The 16266-nt window shown below is 67.1% G+C and carries 11 protein-coding genes and 2 rRNA genes (1 of these 13 running past the window's edge); 4 read left to right on the top strand and 9 right to left on the bottom strand.

Translation table 11 applies throughout. The features are described 5' to 3' along the window. The first annotated feature begins 272 nt into the window (after positions 1 to 272). The 3 genes from M5E06_RS22335 to M5E06_RS22325 all read left to right on the top strand — a co-directional run bounded on the left by M5E06_RS22335 (position 273) and on the right by M5E06_RS22325 (position 3198). Entirely contained in the window at positions 273 to 1256 is a 984-nt protein-coding gene (locus tag M5E06_RS22335) for a C4-dicarboxylate TRAP transporter substrate-binding protein (protein WP_252140067.1), read from the top strand. A 149-nt stretch (positions 1257 to 1405) separates the two neighbouring features. After that, positions 1406 to 1924: a TRAP transporter small permease gene (locus M5E06_RS22330; RefSeq protein ID WP_252140066.1), complete on the top strand. Its 519-nt coding sequence runs from the start codon at positions 1406 to 1408 to the stop codon at positions 1922 to 1924. Then, complete coding sequence (locus M5E06_RS22325; RefSeq protein WP_252140065.1) at positions 1921 to 3198, top strand: TRAP transporter large permease; 1278 nt, start codon at positions 1921 to 1923, stop codon at positions 3196 to 3198. Before M5E06_RS22330 ends, M5E06_RS22325 begins: the two co-directional genes overlap by 4 nt. A 344-nt stretch (positions 3199 to 3542) precedes the next feature. On the opposite strand, the gene M5E06_RS22320 is transcribed toward M5E06_RS22325, so the two are convergent. From M5E06_RS22320 to M5E06_RS22290, 7 genes are all read right to left on the bottom strand, one after another. Continuing rightward, entirely contained in the window at positions 3543 to 4535 is a 993-nt protein-coding gene (locus M5E06_RS22320; protein ID WP_252140064.1) for an SDR family oxidoreductase, read from the bottom strand. Between the two features lie 71 nt (positions 4536 to 4606). Next, complete coding sequence (locus tag M5E06_RS22315; protein ID WP_252140063.1) at positions 4607 to 6433, bottom strand: thiamine pyrophosphate-requiring protein; 1827 nt, start codon at positions 6431 to 6433, stop codon at positions 4607 to 4609. A 129-nt stretch (positions 6434 to 6562) separates the two neighbouring features. Continuing rightward, positions 6563 to 9670, bottom strand: coding sequence for a molybdopterin-dependent oxidoreductase (locus tag M5E06_RS22310; RefSeq protein ID WP_252140062.1), 3108 nt, complete (start codon positions 9668 to 9670; stop codon positions 6563 to 6565). Between the two features lie 59 nt (positions 9671 to 9729). After that, on the bottom strand, positions 9730 to 10869 hold the full coding sequence (gene nrfD / locus M5E06_RS22305; protein WP_252140061.1) for an NrfD/PsrC family molybdoenzyme membrane anchor subunit: 1140 nt from the start codon (positions 10867 to 10869) through the stop codon (positions 9730 to 9732). Next, a complete protein-coding gene (gene dsrO / locus M5E06_RS22300; protein ID WP_252140060.1) occupies positions 10866 to 11600 on the bottom strand; it encodes a sulfate reduction electron transfer complex DsrMKJOP subunit DsrO in 735 nt (244 codons plus the stop codon). The genes nrfD and dsrO overlap by 4 nt, the downstream gene beginning before the upstream one ends. 204 nt (positions 11601 to 11804) lie before the next feature. Beyond that, the gene (locus tag M5E06_RS22295) at positions 11805 to 12431 is read right to left on the bottom strand and encodes a response regulator transcription factor (protein WP_252140059.1); all 627 of its coding nucleotides are present in this window, start codon (positions 12429 to 12431) and stop codon (positions 11805 to 11807) included. Next, on the bottom strand, positions 12428 to 14236 hold the full coding sequence (locus M5E06_RS22290) for a sensor histidine kinase (RefSeq protein WP_252140058.1): 1809 nt from the start codon (positions 14234 to 14236) through the stop codon (positions 12428 to 12430). The genes M5E06_RS22295 and M5E06_RS22290 overlap by 4 nt, the downstream gene beginning before the upstream one ends. Positions 14237 to 14437: 201 nt before the next feature. Here M5E06_RS22290 and M5E06_RS22285 point away from each other — a divergent pair, with 201 nt between their 5' ends. Next, positions 14438 to 14857 carry a hypothetical protein gene (locus M5E06_RS22285; protein ID WP_252140057.1) on the top strand — a complete coding sequence of 140 codons (420 nt, stop codon included), beginning with the start codon at positions 14438 to 14440 and terminating at the stop codon, positions 14855 to 14857. 113 nt (positions 14858 to 14970) lie between these two features. Here the strand turns inward: M5E06_RS22285 and rrf are convergent. Together rrf and M5E06_RS22275 are read right to left on the bottom strand one after the other, a co-directional pair. Continuing rightward, a 5S ribosomal RNA gene (gene rrf / locus M5E06_RS22280) occupies positions 14971 to 15086 on the bottom strand. 131 nt (positions 15087 to 15217) lie between these two features. After that, a 23S ribosomal RNA gene (locus M5E06_RS22275) occupies positions 15218 to 16266 on the bottom strand (it continues 1696 nt past the right edge of the window).

The following is a 16266-nucleotide window of genomic DNA, read 5'->3' as shown; positions in this document are numbered from 1 at the left end:
TTCGCGATGCGAGTGTCGGCCCGTTTCGTGTGAAGACAGTTTAGCAGCGACATTGGTGGAATACGAACATTCCGCCCGAAACGCTATTGCCAACCGCAATCAAGCATACTACCATACCAGTGACTGAACAAACTGGTCATCGGCCATCCCCTTCCCTGCTGGACCGCCCCTTGAACCGGGGCGTTCGCCGGTGTTCCGGCGGCGGGCCGAACACGCACCAGTCGAATGCCGGCCGTCGGTCGCCGGCGGTCCATATTGCTGGGAGGAAAATCATGTCTGTCATGGCGAACGCCGTGCGTACGGCGCTGTTCGGCGCGGTTGTGTCCCTGGTCTCGTTCGGTGCTGCGGCGGCCGACTACACGCTCAGCGTCAACACGGCCCTGTCGCAGCAGGACCCGCTCTACAAGGGCCTGGAAGAGTTCAAGGCCAATGTGGAGAAGCGGTCGGCCGGCAAGATGGCCGTCCGCCTGTTCCCCGCCTCGCAGCTGGGCAAGGACGAGGATCTGCTGGAACAGGCCCGCGCCGGCGCCCCCGTCGCGGTGGTGGTGGACGGCGGCCGGCTCGCCGTGTTCGTCAAGGAGTTCGGCGTGCTGGGCGCGCCCTACGTCGCCCAGGGCTATGGCGGCATCCGCAAGGTCGTGACCTCGCCGATGTTCGAGGAGTGGGTGCAGAAGCTGCGCAAGGCGTCCGGCCATCAGGTGCTGTCCTTCAACTGGTGGCAGGGCGAACGCCACATGCTGACCAACAAGCCGGTGAAGGTGCCGGCCGACCTGAACGGCGTCCGCGTCCGCACGCCGGGCGCGCCGGTGTGGATGGAGACCATCCGCGCCATGGGCGCCACCGCGACGCCGCTGCCCTGGTCGGAGGTCTACACCGCCATGCAGCAGCAGGTTATCGACGGCGCCGAGGCGCAGGATCCCGCCATCTACGGCGCTCGCCTCTATGAGGTGGCGAAGTACCTGACCAAGACCGGCCACATCAACCTGATCACCGGCATCGTCACCAGCGCCGCCTGGTTCGACAGCCTGCCGAAGGACATGCAGACGATCCTCCGCGAGGAGTCGCTGAAGGCCGGCGACGATGCGTCCAAGGCGACCGAAGCCTCGCTGGCCGATTTCGAAAAGCAGATGACGGAGAAGGGCATGCAGGTCGTCGACATCGACGTCGCGCCCTTCCGCGAGGCCACCGCGCCCGTCTATGAGAAGCTCGGCTATGGCGAGTTGCACAAGCAGGTCGACGCGCTGCTGAAGCAGTGACCGCCCGGCCTTTTCTGTAGTGACCGGGGTGGGGCCGCCTTTGCCGGGCCGCCCCGCTCCCCTCCCGCAACCGACGCCCGCACCCAACGCCCATTGCCATCCGCACCACCGGCGTACGCCCGCGGGCCGGACCGGAGCACCCCCTTCCGATGAAATCCCTGTACGTCAAGGCGGAGACGGTGCTGGCGACAACGCTGCTCGCCGTCATCGTCCTGCTGGTCTTCGTGGCCGGCATCAGCCGCTGGTTCGGCTATCCCCTGGTCTGGTCGGTGGACGTCGCTCAGCTGCTGTTCGCCTGGGCCAGCTTCCTCGGCGCCGACCTCGCGTTGCGCAAGCATGCCCACATCGGCATCGACTATGTCGTCAAGCGCTTGCCGCCGCGTGCGCGCGCCATCCTGGACATCCTGCTGGCGCTGCTGGTGCTGGCCTTCCTGCTGACCATGGCGGTCAAGGGCTATCAGCTGACCATGCTGAACCTGGAACGCCAGTTCGGCGACAGCGGCATCAGCTATGCCTTCGTCACCTCGGCGGTGCCGGTCGGCTGCCTGTTGCTGTCCTTCACCCTGCTGGGGCAGACGATGGCCGCCATCGGCCGGCTTCGCCGCACCCCGCGCCCGATCTTCAACACGCCGTCGGACATCCCGATGGCGGAGGAGGTGATGCCGTGATCCTGCTCGCCCTCACCTTCTTCGTCCTGATGGCGCTGGGCGTTCCCATCGCCTTCGCCATCGGCATGGCCGGCTTCACCTTCTTCCTGACCAACGGCATCATTCCGGTGTCGATCGGGGTGCAGCAGGTCGCCACCGCCTCGCAGAGCTTCCCGCTGCTGGCCGTTCCCTTCTTCGTGCTGGCCGGTCACATGATGAACCGGACCGGCATCACCCACCGGCTGATCGGCTGTTCCAACGTGCTGGTGTCGTGGATGTCCGGCGGGCTGGCGCAGGTCTGCATCGTGCTGTCCACCCTGATGGGCGGCGTGTCCGGCTCCGCCGTCGCCGACGCGGCGATGGAGGCGCGCATCCTCGGTCCGGACCTGATCCGCAGCGGCTATTCCAAGGGCTTTACCTCGGCCGTCATCGCGGTGGGATCGCTCATCACCGCGACCATCCCGCCCAGCCTGGGCTTGATCCTGTACGGCTTCGTCGGCAACGTCTCCATCGGACGGCTGTTCCTGGCCGGCATCGTTCCCGGTTTCCTGATGATGGCCGTGCTGATGGTCACCGTCTGGTGGATCGCGCGGCGCCGCGGCTATGGCGCCGCCACGACGCAGCGGCCGACCGGCAAGGCGATGTGGGAGGCGGTGGTCCACGCCAAATGGGCGCTGCTGTTCCCGGTGGCATTGCTGGTCGCCATCCGCGGTGGCCTGTTCACCCCGTCGGAGGTCGGCGCCTTCGCCGTCATCTATGCCGCCGTCATCGGCTTCTTCGTGCACAAGGAACTGACGCTGCGCGCCATGGTGGACGCGCTGGTTGAGGCGGTGACGGACACCGGGCTGATCCTGCTGATCATCCTGTTCTCCGGCATGGTCGGCTATGCCATCGTCTTCGAACAGGCGCCACAGAGCATCGCCGCCGCCATGACCGGCCTGACGCGGGAACCGGCGTTGGTCGTTACCCTGATCCTGATCTTCCTGTTCATCGCCGGCCTGTTCATCGAAAGCACGGTGCTGGTTCTGCTGCTGACGCCGATCTTCCTGCCGATCGTCCAGCCGCTGGGCGTCGATCCGGTGCATTTCGGTATCCTGATGATGACCATCGTCACGCTGGGCTCGATGACCCCGCCGGTGGGGGTGGCGATGTATACCGTGTGCAGCCTGCTGGATTGCCCGGTCGAGGAATACATCGTCGAATCCATCCCCTTCGTCCTGGCCGTGGTGGCGCTGGTCGCGGTGATGCTGCTGTGGCCCGGTCTGGTGCTGTTCGTGCCGAATGCCCTGATGTGAACACCCCGTTGAATGTCACAGCGGAGCAGTCAGGAATCCGACTTGCAGCCTCCGCGAAGTGGCCTATATAGGGTGTCGTACGTCAACAACTGAAAGGAGGTGATCTCGTGTCTCATTGTCCGTCTCACTCGTCGTCGAGCGCCAAGGCCGAGGTCTCTTTCTTCGTGGAAGAGATTTCGGTCCGCTAAGGACTGCGCCGTGGTGTCGACGACACACGGATTGACAATGGAAGGGCTGCCGGAAACGGCGGCCCTTCTTTGTTTTCGGGCATATCCGACGCACTCATCCACCCGCCCTACTTCGACGGGCAGGTCGGCATCAGCGCGCTGCGCGAGAGGTCTGCCTCAGTGCCTCCGCACCCGCCTGTCCGCTCCCAGCCCCAGACTGCGATACGCCGCGACAGCAGCAACCGCCATGCCCGCCATCAGCACGGGCGAAACCCAGGCCGGCGGTGGGGTGTAGAAGCCGCCGACCACGCCACTCCCCCGCTCAACCGGACGGAACAGGTTGCCGTCGCTGTGCGGAGCCGGAGGCTGGCGGTCGAAATGGCGGTGCATGCCATAGCCGGCCACCTTCTCCACCAGACGCGGCGCCACCGCATAGCCCAGGCGCGACAGCGGAGCCAGCGCCCCGACCATGGCGCGGGCGCGCGGACGGCGGGCAACCGCCACCATCGTTTCCGCCACGTCGTTGGGATCGTCGTAGATCGGACCTTCCGGCGACAGCTCGTGCCCGGTGTAGTTGGCGCCGTGCATCATGCCCGGCGTGTCGGTGAAGGACGGGTAGACGCCGCAGACATGCAGATCCGGGCTGTCCACCAGCTCCGCCCGCAGGCTGTCCAGCATACCGTCCAGCCCGAACTTGCTGGCCGAATAGGCGGCGGCGTAGGGCGCGGGGGCGAAGGCGCCGACCGAGACTGTGGCGATGAAGGTGCCATGTCCCTGGCGGCGGAACAGCGGGATCGCCGCATGGGCGCCATAGAGCGGTCCCAGCAGGTTGGTCTCGATCACCCGGCGGTGCGCCTCGACCGGCGTGTCTTCAAATCGGCCGACCGCGCCGACGCCGGCATTGGCGATCCAGATGTCGATGGAGCCGTATTCCTCCACCGTGCGGTCGGCCAGCCGCTTCACCGCGTCGGCGTCGGTGACGTCAGTGGGGAGGACGATTGCGCTGGCGCCGAGGCCGCGGCACTCCTCCGCCACCTCCTCCAGCAGTTCCTCACGGCGGGCGGCCAGCGCCAGCCGGGCACCCTCCCGTGCGAAGGCCAGGGCGGTGGCCCGCCCGATCCCGCTCGACGCTCCCGCCACCACCACGACGGCCCCGTTCAGATCCCGCATCCCTCGTCCCTCCGGCTGACGCTGTTCGCTCATCAACAGGAGGGGGGTGGAGGGTGTTGCGGGCGGGCCGGTCAGCGCTTCTTTCCGCCGCCCTTATCGCCGCCCTTATCGCCACCGTGCGGCAGGTAGCTTTCGACGAAGTCTTTGGCGGTGCCCTTCAGCATGTCCCACACCTCCGGATCGCCCTTGGCCAGCGTCGCCATCATCGCGGCGGCGTTCTTCAGCGAGATGTGCGGGGGCAGCGGCGGCACGTTGGGATCGGTATAGGCCTCGACCACCACCGGGCCACGGGTCGCCAACGCCTCGTCCCACACCTTGCCGAGGTCTTCCGGCTTGTCGACGAACAGGCCCTTGAAGCCCAGCAATTCGGCATAGCGGGCATAGGGAACGTCGGGAAGCTCCTGCGATGCCTCGAACTTCGGATTGCCGGCCTGGGCGCGCATCTCCCACGTCACCTGATTGAGGTCACGGTTGTTCAGAACCAGCACGATGAAGCGCGGGTCGCTCCACTGCTTCCAATATTTCGCCAGGGTGATGAGGCCGTTCATGCCGTTCATCTGCATGGCGCCGTCGCCGACGATGGCCAGCACCGGGCGGTCGGGATGGGCGAACTTGGCGGCCAGCGCATAGGGCATGCCCGGTCCCATGGTGGCGAGGCCGCCGCACAGGCTGGCCTTCATGCCCCGGCGGATCTTGATGTCGCGGGCATACCAGTTGGTGCCCGACCCGGTGTCGCAGGCGATCACCACGTCGTCGGGCAGCCGCGGCGACAGTTCCCAGAAGACGCGCTGCGGGTTCAGCGGCGTCGCGTCGTTCATGGCGCGGGCTTCCAGCACCTTCCACCAGTCGGCGACGCCGGCCTCGATCCCCTCGCGCCAGGACCGGTCCTGCTTCCGCTGGAGCAGCGGGATCAGCTCGCGCAGGGTGCCGGCGCTGTCACCGACCAGATTGACCTCCATTGGATAGCGGATGCTGAGCATCTTGGGGTCGATGTCGATCTGGACGCCGCGCGCCTGTCCCTCCTTGGGCAGGAACTCCGAATAGGGGAAGCCGGAGCCGATCATCAGCAGCGTGTCGCAATTCACCATCATCTCGTAGCTGGGCCGGGTGCCGAGCAGGCCGATGGAGCCGGTGACGAAGGGCAGATCGTCGGGCAGCGCCGCCTTGCCCAGCAGGGCCTTGGCGACGCCTGCGCCCAGGATGTCGGCCACCTCGATCACCTCGTCGGTGGCGTTCAACGCCCCGGCGCCGACCAGGATCGCCACCTTGGAACCGGCATTCAGCACATCGGCGGCGCGGCGCAGGTCGGCCTCGGCCGGGCGGACGACGGGGGCGGAATAGCCGACGCCGGAATGGATGGTGCCGTGGGCACGCGGCGGCGTCTCCACCGCGTCCATTTCCTGCAGGTCGTTGGGCAGGATGATGCAGGTCACCGTCCGCTCGGCCTTGGCGATGCGCACCGCGCGGTCCACCAGATGCCGCACCTGGGCGGGCGTGGAGGCCATGTGGACATACTCGCCGGCCACATCCTTGAACAGGGAGACGAGGTCGACCTCCTGCTGATAGTGACCGCCCAGCGCGGTCAGCGCCTGCTGGCCGACGATGGCGAGCACGGGCTGGTGGTCGAGCTTCGCATCATAAAGCCCGTTCAGCAGATGGATGGCGCCGGGGCCGGAGGTGGCGAGGCAGACGCCCAGCTCCCCGGTGTATTTGGCATGCGCGGTCGCCATGAAGGCGGCCAACTCTTCGTGGCGGGCCTGGACGAAATCGAACTGGTCGCCGGTGCGGGCAAGCGCGCCGACCAGCCCGTTGATGCCGTCGCCGGGATAGCCGAAGACCCGCTTCACACCCCATTCGGAGAGCCGTTGCCAGAAGAAGTCGCTGACGTTCGCAGCCATTGTCGCCTCTCTTGTGTCTGGTCGTGAGTCACCGCCTTGCCTGTTTCAACTGCGATCCAGCGCTTCGGTTCGCCCGAAGCGCTGGATTTTTTTGCACCCCTCCTCCGCCTGGACCGCGATCCATGGGGATCAGGCGGCGGCGGCGATCCGCTCCAGCTTCGCCGGGATGCCCTGGCGCACAGCCGTCCCGGCGACCGGATCGACCCAAACCGACGCCCCGGCGCGGGACGGATCGGCGATGCCGAGGTCGTTCAGGTTGATGCCCGCCCCGATCTCCGGAACCGAAGGCTGGCTGTGACCGCCGATCAGGTGCGGGCGGGCGCCATACTCGCGATGGCCGAAGCCATGCTCCACCGCCAGCACGCCGCGCATCACGCCATGGCGGACGATGGCGGTGGCCTCCCGCACCCCGCCGGGCGTGGCGATGCGGATGCGGTCGCCGGTCTCGATGCCGAGACGACGGGCATCCTCGGCGTTGATGCCGACCGGGTTTTCCGGATGCAGATGGCGCAGCCGGCCGGCGGCGATGGTATAGGCGCTGACCAGCACCGATTTGGAGCTGACCAGATGGAACGGCCACTCCTCCGCCGTATGGTGCTTGCGGATCGGGGTGCCGTCGGCGAAGACCGGCTCCATCCAGGTGGCGGTGCCGGTCCAGCGCCGGCCGGTGATGCTGCTCTTCGCCGTTCCCACCGCCTCGTTGTAGACCTGCAGCGGCTTGACGAACTTGTGGGTCGCCTTGTCGCCCTCGAAGCCTTCCGCCTGATTCTGGTAACGGCCGCCGCGCGCCAGGACATAGGCGACCTTGCGCCATTCCTCCGGCTTCAGCGTGGCCTGCAGCGCCGGCATCACCCGTTCGACGCCGGACAGGGCGATGTCGCGGTCATCGGCGTCGGCGACCGGCTGCTTGCCGAGCCACGCGATGTTGGCGCCGCCGCGCAGATACCAGTCCTCCGGCCGGTCGAGCGGATGGAGCTTGCCGTCCATGTCGGCGATGGCGTCGGCGCCGAAGCCGGGCAGACCCATCCGCTTGGCCAGCGCGATCAGGAAGGTTTCCATCTGCACATGCAGCCCGTCGGGCAGCGCCTGCGTGCGCGGCTCCACCACCGGCCAGCGCGCGGTGCTGGTCTTGGTCGGCACGCCGCCCCAGGGCGATGCCCAGCCCCAGGTTTCGTACAGCACGGTGTCGGGGACGATGTAGTCGGCGAAGGCGGAGGTCTCGTTGATGAACGGGTCGATGGAGACGATCAGCGGCAGCGTCTTGGGGTCCTTCAGCGCCGCCTCCGCCGCGGCGCGCAGGCCGGGGATGCCGTAGACAGGATTGCTGTTCCACAGGAACAGGGCCTTCAGGCGATAGGGATAGCCGTCGGCAAGCCCGCTGGTCAGGTACTCGGTGGTCAGCTGCGGCGCGGCCGGATACCAGGGCGCCTTGGCCGGATAGGGCTTGCCGGCTTCCTTGTTGCGGGCGAACTCGCTGGATTTCTCGTACGGGACCGGGCGGCTGATCGCGGTGCCGGACGGCTTCACCGCGCCGGGGAAGCTGGCCAGCTTGTAGCGCGGGCCGTCCTGCTCGTCCGGGAAACGGCCACCGCCGAAGATGCTGCCGCCCTTCCAGTTCAGGTTGCCGATCAGCGTGTTCAGGGTGACGACGCCGAAGGCGTTGTAGAAGCCGTTGCCGGCCATCATGCCGCCATGGGCATTGGCGACCGCCTTTTTCCCATGGCTGGTGAATTCGCGCGCCAGTCCGGCAATGATGTCGGCGGGGATGCCGCAGGCGTCGGCATAGCCGCGCAGGTCCAGCCGCATCGCCTCCTCGCGCAGCAGGGTCAGGCTGGTCTTGACCGAGATGTCGCCGGCCGGCGTCGTCACCGCGCCGTCATGAAACAGCACCGCCGGTCCGTCCAGGGCATCGTGCGCCACCGGCTTGCCCGTCGGGTCGAGCACGACGAAGGCGTCCTTCTCGCCATAGCGCTCCTTCTCGTCCAGCTCAATCCAGCCCATGTCGGAGGCGCGCAGCATCCGCCCGTCGCGCGGGTGGCCCTTCTGCCGGATCACCAGATGGGTGGCGTTGCACCAGCCGGCCTCGCCCGCCGCCGTGGCGGCCTTGGCGTTCGGCTGGGACAGATAGCGGCTGTCGATGCGGTCATTCTCGAACATCCAACGCATGATGCCCATCACCAGCGCGCCGTCGGTGCCAGGACGGATCGGGATCCAGTTCGACCGCTCCCCCGCCGCCCGGTTGTCGGCGTTGGTCAGCACCGGATCGACCACCACGTAATTCAGCACGCCGTCGGTGCGAGCCTTGGCGACCAGCATGGCCTGCCGCTTGAACGGGTTGCCGGCGTTCGAGGGGGCGGTGCCGATGAACAGGACGAATTCGGCATTCTGCAGGTCGGGCTTGGCGTGCGGCATCGCCTTCAGATCGCCGAACACCGCGCCGGAACCGGAGCGATAGGCGCCGCCGCAATAAGCGCCATGGCCGGCGTAGTTGATGGTGCCCAGAGCCTTGTTGAAGAAGCGCCGCACGAAGGGCTCCCGCCCGTCATTGACGGAGGCAAGCAGCGCCACCTGATTGACCTTCGGCCCCAACTCGGGCGAGGCGGGATCGATCGGCGTCTTCAGGTCGCGCAACGCACGCAGCCCCTCCACCGGCCCCTCGCCGAACAGGTCGCCGCCCTCGGCGATCTCCTCCACCAGCTTGTCGAAGGCGATCGGTTCCCAACGGCCGGAGCCGCGCGGGCCGACCCGCTTCATCGGCGTGGAGATGCGGAAGGGGGAGGTCAGCATCTCCAGCGCCGCATTGCCGCGCCCGCAGGCGGTGGAGCGGCCCTGCAGCCCCTTCTCGTCCAGCCGCGACAGCGAGCGGAAGCTCTCCTCGATCGGCGTCGCATAGGGCAGGAACGGGTCGGTGGAGAGCGGGCTGTAGGGATTGCCGGCCACCCGCAGCACGCGGTTCCGCTCAACATCCACCCGCACCCGGACGCCGCACAGCGTGGTGCAGCCCAGGCAGGCGACGTTGGCGACGATCTGGCCCGGCGTCGGCTCCACGGCGCCGGTCGCCGGGTCGATGCGGAATTCCGGCTTCGGCGCATTGCCGCTGATGGTGTCGTCGGGCCGCTCGCCGGCCCAGGCGCCCTTGACCAGCTTGCGGCCGGTCTCCGAGAAGCCGCCGGCGAAGGCGGCCAGCGCGCCGCCCGCAGCGGTGGTGGTCAGGATGTGGCGACGGGTGATGGACATGGTGGACACTCCGGTCTTCGCGAGCGGGGCTCAAGCGCGGATTGGGTTACTCAGGCCAGTTATTCGGCGGCGGTCAGGTGCCCGCCGGGATGGCCGGATGCGTTGGCCGGACGGCCGGCGGCAGGGGTAGACGACACCGGCAGGAGCGCCGTCATCAGGATCAGCAGGAACAGCCACAGCCCCGCGGTGCCGACGATGCCCATCAGCCCGTCCGGGCCGGCCGGCAGCGCGTATTCGTAGAAGCCCGCGCCGGTCTTCGGCACCGACTGGCCGCCGATGAACACGGTCCAGCGGAACATCCAGGCGCTGTGCACGGCGATCAGGCCGGTCAGCAGCCCGGTCCCGACCGGTCGGGCGACGGCGATGACGAAGGGCACCACCGTCGCCGCCACCGCCCACACGGCGGTCACCCGCCACGCCTCCGACCCGGCCACGCTGTTCAGCGCCGCCGCATGCCCGGCATCCAGCCCCGACAGGCCAAGCGCCAGCCACAGCCCGCCGCACAGCATCACCGCGGCCAGCACGGCGGCGAGCAGCCGGTTGCCCTGCACCTCCACCGCACGGTCGGCGGTGCCGACGACGCGGTTGAGGATCAGCACCAGCCCGAGGGCGCCGGCCAGCGCCGTGGTCAGGAACTGCACCGGCAGGAAAGGCGTGTGCCACAGCGGCCGGGCCTTCACCACCGCCACCTCGACGCCGGTGTAGAGCGCCACAAGCGCCGCTCCGGCCAGCACGAACAGCCCGGCGGCACGGATCAGCCGGTCGTCGCGGCCACCGCCCAGCGCCGCCAGCCGGTACAGCCCGGCCAGCCGGCTGTCGACCCGGCCATGCGCCTGCAACTCCTCGCGCAGGCAGGCCCAGCCATAGACCAGCAGACCGCCGATGTAGAACGGGATGAACAGCGATCCCCACCACATCCAGGAGGTCGGCCGGAACACCACGTAGAAGTGCCAGAAGCGGCCGGGCTGGTGCAGGTCGGACAGAAGCGCCACCGGCGCCGCCAGCCCGCAGGTCAGCGCGACGATCAGGGCGAGCCGCCCCAGCGGGCGCCCGCTCTCACGGGCGAAGGCGTAGCCGGGCAGGCTGAGCAGCAGGCCGCCGACCGACAGGCCGATCAGGAAGAAATACTGCACGGCCCAGGGAAGCCACGCGACCTCGCGGGTCACGTTGATGACTTCGACGATGTGCGTGTCCATCATGCATGCTCCTTCTCGGCATGCGGCGCCGGCCGCCACAGCGTCGGCGTGCCGTCCACCTTGCCCTGCATCTTCGGATCGAGGCCGATGTAGAAGACCCGCGGCTGGGTCCCCATCTCGGGCTTCAGCACCTTGGGGTTCTGCTCGCGCACCAGCTTCGATACCGTGCTGTCGGGGTCCTTCAGGTCACCGAAGATGCGGGCGCCGCCGACGCAGGTCTCGACGCAGGCGGGCAGCAGCCCGGCTTCCACGCGATGGACGCAGAAGGTGCATTTGTCGGCGGTCTGGGTTTCGTGATTGATGAAGCGGGCGTCGTAGGGACATGCCTGGACGCAATAGGCGCAGCCGACGCACACCGAATTGTCGACCACCACGATACCGTCCCGCCGCTGATAGGTGGCGCCGGTCGGGCAGACCGGGATGCAGGGCGGATCCTCGCAATGGTTGCACAGGCGCGGCAGCATGTAGGAGCCGGCCTTGCCCTGCTCCGTCACCTCGTAGGTGGAGACGATGGTGCGGAAACTGTTTTCCGGAACGTCGTTCTCCATGATGCAGGCGACGGTGCAGGCCTGGCAGCCGACGCATTTGCGTACATCGACCACCATGGCCCAGCGGTGCGCCGCATCGCCGGACGCCGAGACGGCGCCGGCGTCAGCGGGTACGGCGGCCAGCGTGGCGGCGCCGACGGTCGCGGCCCCGGCGCCCAGGCAGAAGTTGCGTCGTGATCGGTCCATGGCAGGCTCTCCCGGCACCCATTCCCAGCCCGCAAAACTGCGGGCCGATCTCAGGGCCAAGGATAGCCGGGGGCACGGCAGCGCCCCATTGCGGTCATCCCCACACTTCTTAGGGTTTTCCCCCGCGACGCCAAGCCGCAGGCTGCTATCTGTCTGCCGATCGGATTCACGCTTCGAACCGGGTCCGGTTCTACGCGATCCGATCTATTCCGCTTCGAGCAAAAGCCGCGTCAGGTCGGCGACCGATGCGACCTCCAGCTTGTCCATCACGTTGTGGCGGTGGACCTCGACCGTCTTCATCGACAGGTTGATCTCGGCGGCGATGACCTTGTTGGGCTTTCCGGCGACCACCAGCGCCGCCACCTGCCGTTCGCGCGGGGTCAGCCGACCGATCAGCGCACGGACGGCGCGCTTGCGCTCCGCCGCATCCCAGGCGCGGCGGGACTTCTCCAGCGCCTCGTGTACGCGGTCGAGCAGGAGTTGGTCGTTGAAGGGCTTCTCGATGAAATCGACCGCCCCCGCCCGTAGCGCCCGCACCGCCATCGGTACGTCGGCATGGCCGGTGACCACCACCACTGAAAGCAGCGATCCCGCCCGCGCAAGCGTGTCCTGCAGTTCCAGCCCGCTCATCCCCGGCATTCGGACATCGGTGACGAGGCAACCCGGCCGGTCGGGCTTGAACGCACGCAGGAATTCCTCCGCCGAGGCGAAGCTCTGCACCTCCAACCCCAGCGAGCCGATCAGCCAGCCCAGCGAATGACGCATCGCCGGATCGTCGTCCACCACATAGACGGTGCGTGGCGGGGCCGAACTCTCCGCATCATGACTCATGGGGTCTCTTGCTCCTGTGCCGCCGGCAGGACGAAGCGCATCTCCACGCCCCCGCCGGGATTGTCCGCGGCCCATAGATGGCCGCCATGGGATTCCAGGATGGTCCGGCAGATCGACAGGCCGAGGCCCATCCCCTCCGGCTTGGTGGTGAAGAAGGGGTCGAACAGCCGTTCCCGCGCCTCCGCGCTCAGGCCGTGGCCGCGGTCGGCGACCGTTACCCTTACCCGCCCCTCACCGTCGGGGCCGGTCCGCACAGTGATCCCGTTGGCCGGCGGGCAGCCCTCCATCGCATCCAGCCCGTTCTTCATCAGGTTGAGGACGACCTGCTCGATCTGCACCGCGTCGGCCGCCACCCGAGGAAGTCCCTCAGCCAGATCGAGCGTCACCGCGATACCGGCGCTGCGCGCCCGATCGGCGCACAGGGCGGCGGCGGCGCGAACGGCGTCGTTGATGTCGACCGGCTCGATCTGGGACGCGCGCTTGCGCACGAAGTTGCGGATGCGGGCGATGATGTGGGCGGCACGGTCGGCCTGATCGGCGATGGCGCGGGTGGCGTCCGCCAGTTCGGCGGGCCGGCCGGTTCCGGCCTCCAGCCGGCGGGTGCAGCCGCGCGCATAGTTGGCGATGGCACCCAGCGGCTGGTTCAGCTCATGCGCGAGGTTGCTGGCCATTTCGCCCAGGATCGACAGGCGGGCGACATGGTCGATCTCGCGCTGGCGTTCGCGGGCATTCTCCTCGGCGCGGCGGCGCTCCGCCATTTCGCGGAGGAGATCACGATTGACCGCTCTCAGTTCGGCGGTACGGACCTTGATCAGATGCTCCACCCGCAGCGAATGGGCCGCCCACCACACCAGGGCCAACGCCACAAGCGCCAGCCAGTGCCAGTTCTCGCGCGCCAGGTCGACCAGCGAAACATCGCGCAGCGACCGGTAGGGACCGATGCGCAGGGAGCGGAACAGGGCATGGACCGGCTGGTAATCGCGCGGCACCGCCCAGCCCTGGTAACCGCCGGCCTTTGCCGCGGGGTGGTCCTGCGGCATCTGGAACAGGGCGACCACCGCCTGCTTCGCCAGTTCCTCTGGCGTGCCGGCGAGGCGGGCCAGCGGCCAATCGGGATAGAGGTCGGTGGAATGGGCGCAGGCGAAATCCGGCGCGGTCCGGGGAGCGAGGACGCGGAAGGCCGCCGGGTCGATCCGCCCCTCCGCCGCCAACTCCTCCAGCACGCAGGCGCGCAGCACGCCGGCATCCACCGTCCCGTCACGCACGGCGAAGGCGACGCGGTCCACCGGAAAACCGGAAAAGCGCAGGTCCTTCAGATCGCGGAAGGGATCGACACCGGCATCCAGCAGTTCCCCCCAGGCGATCTGGAAACCACCGAAAGCGTCGGGGTCGATGGCCATCAGCGTCCGCCCGCGGAGGTCACGCAGCGCCGTCAGATCGTGGCGGTCGGCGCGCACGATGATGGCCGAGCCGATGGCATTGCCGGAGGACCGCCCGGACTGCAGGGTGGCGATGCGGGTAACGCCGTACCGCGCCTCCAGATCGACATAGTTGCCGGTGTTGGTCAGAATCAGATCCACCGTGCGGTTCTGCACGGCGGCGTCCATCCCGGCGAGATCGAGCGCGACCATCTCCGCGCCGCGGCCGGGGAAATGGTCGCCGAGATAGCGGATCGTCGGTTCCCACATCGCCGCCGCATGCTCCTCCCCCCGATAGGCGAGCACGCCGACGCGGACCGGCGGCTCGGCAGCCCATCCGTGCGACGACAGCAGCAGCAGGAAAACGAACAGCAGGCGGGCGACCATGGCGGCTGATCTTGCGAGGGGGTCCAGCCCTTTAGCGCGTCCGCCGCCCAGGCACAAGACGGCGCGCGTCCTGGACATATGCACCGCGGAAAGGGAATCGCGACCAGACCGCTCTGCACTGTACCGGCGGTATCGCGCTCCGATCTAACGGACCGTTTGCGCCGATGGCGCGTTATTGAATGCAGCAACAGGGAGACAGACATGGCCGAGGCCAACATCAATGACCGGGCAAGCTTCGAACGGGCCTACGACCGGCATTCCTTCGAACAGGATGCGGCAATGAATGCACGCAGCGACACAACGGTCGTTCACGGCGTGACCATCCTCTCCGCCCCGGATGCAGAAGGGCGGGTCGAACTGTCCCGTACCTCTCAGCATGTGGGGGAGGGAAACCCGGAAGGCGATCCCGTCTTCATCGCTTCCTTTCGGCTTCACGACACTGCCGCCGACACCGCCAGCACCTACGCGAGTTCGGTCGAGCCGGTTGCCCCAGCACGGAGCGATGCCGCCGACGACTATAGGACCTTCATCGACCAGCTTCTGGACACGGCAAGGAACGCGCAGTTCAAGCCCGACATCGGCCGAGGCGAAGAGCGGCTGAAAGGCTTCCACGGCGGATGAACATCTGCGGAGTTCCAAAAGTCGAAACGCCCCGGCTCGTGTGAACCGGGGCGTTTCTGAAGTGATGAAGATGCAAGCTTATGCTTTGGATTTGCGTCTCTTGAGGCTTGGTGACCTGGCGGCGACCTACTCTCCCACGTCTTAAGACGCAGTACCATTGGCGCGGAGGCTTTTCACGGCCGAGTTCGGGATGGGATCGGGTGTTTGACACCTCGCCATGACCACCAGGTCACCAAGGCTCAAGACCGACGCTTTCTCCGAAGCATGTGCTTGTTCAGTGCAAGTGAGGTGAGGAGTATCGAACTGGCGGTGTTGCGTCAAGCAGGCTTGCTGCTGCGCATGGCGCGGTTGTGTGGGGGTGAGATCAAGCCGATCGAGCGATTAGTAAGGCTTAGCTTCGAGCATTGCTGCCCGTCCACATGCCTCCTATCGACGTGATGGTCTGTCACGGCTCTCAAGGGAGCTCTGGTTTAGAGGTGGGTTTCCCGCTTAGATGCTTTCAGCGGTTATCCCGTCCATACTTAGCTACCCGGCCATGCCACTGGCGTGACAACCGGTGCACCAGAGGTATGTCCATCCCGGTCCTCTCGTACTAGGGACAGATCCTCGCAAAACTCCGACACCCACGGCAGATAGGGACCGAACTGTCTCACGACGTTCTAAACCCAGCTCACGTACCACTTTAATCGGCGAACAGCCGAACCCTTGGGACCTGCTCCAGCCCCAGGATGTGATGAGCCGACATCGAGGTGCCAAACGACTCCGTCGATATGGACTCTTGGGAGTCATCAGCCTGTTATCCCCGGCGTACCTTTTATCCGTTGAGCGATGGCCCGTCCACGTGGAGCCACCGGATCACTATGGCCGACTTTCGTCTCTGCTCGACTTGTCAGTCTTGCAGTCAGGCGGGCTTATGCCATTGCACTCGACGAGCGATTTCCGACCGCTCTGAGCCCACCATCGCGCGCCTCCGTTACACTTTGGGAGGCGACCGCCCCAGTCAAACTACCCGCCATGCAGGGTCCCGGACCCGGGTAACGGGCCACGGTTAGATGCCAGAGACTTCAAGGGTGGTATTTCAAGGATGGCTCCACACGAGCTGGCGCCCATGCTTCCAAGCCTCCCACCTATCCTACACATGAAGTCCCTAGCACCACTGCAAAGCTGTAGTAAAGGTGCACGGGGTCTTTCCGTCTGACCGCGGGAACTCCGCATCTTCACGGAGAGTTCAATTTCGCTGAGTTGGTGTTGGAGACAGCGGGGAAGTCGTTACGCCATTCGTGCAGGTCGGAACTTACCCGACAAGGAATTTCGCTACCTTAGGACCGTTATAGTTACGGCCGCCGTTTACCGGGGCTTCAATTCAAGGCTTGCACCTCTCCTCTTAACCTTCCGGCACCGGGCAGGCG

This window comes from Azospirillum sp. A1-3 (assembly GCF_023806445.1).
GTDB lineage: Bacteria > Pseudomonadota > Alphaproteobacteria > Azospirillales > Azospirillaceae > Azospirillum.
This window is presented reverse-complemented; position numbering and strand designations above follow the sequence as displayed.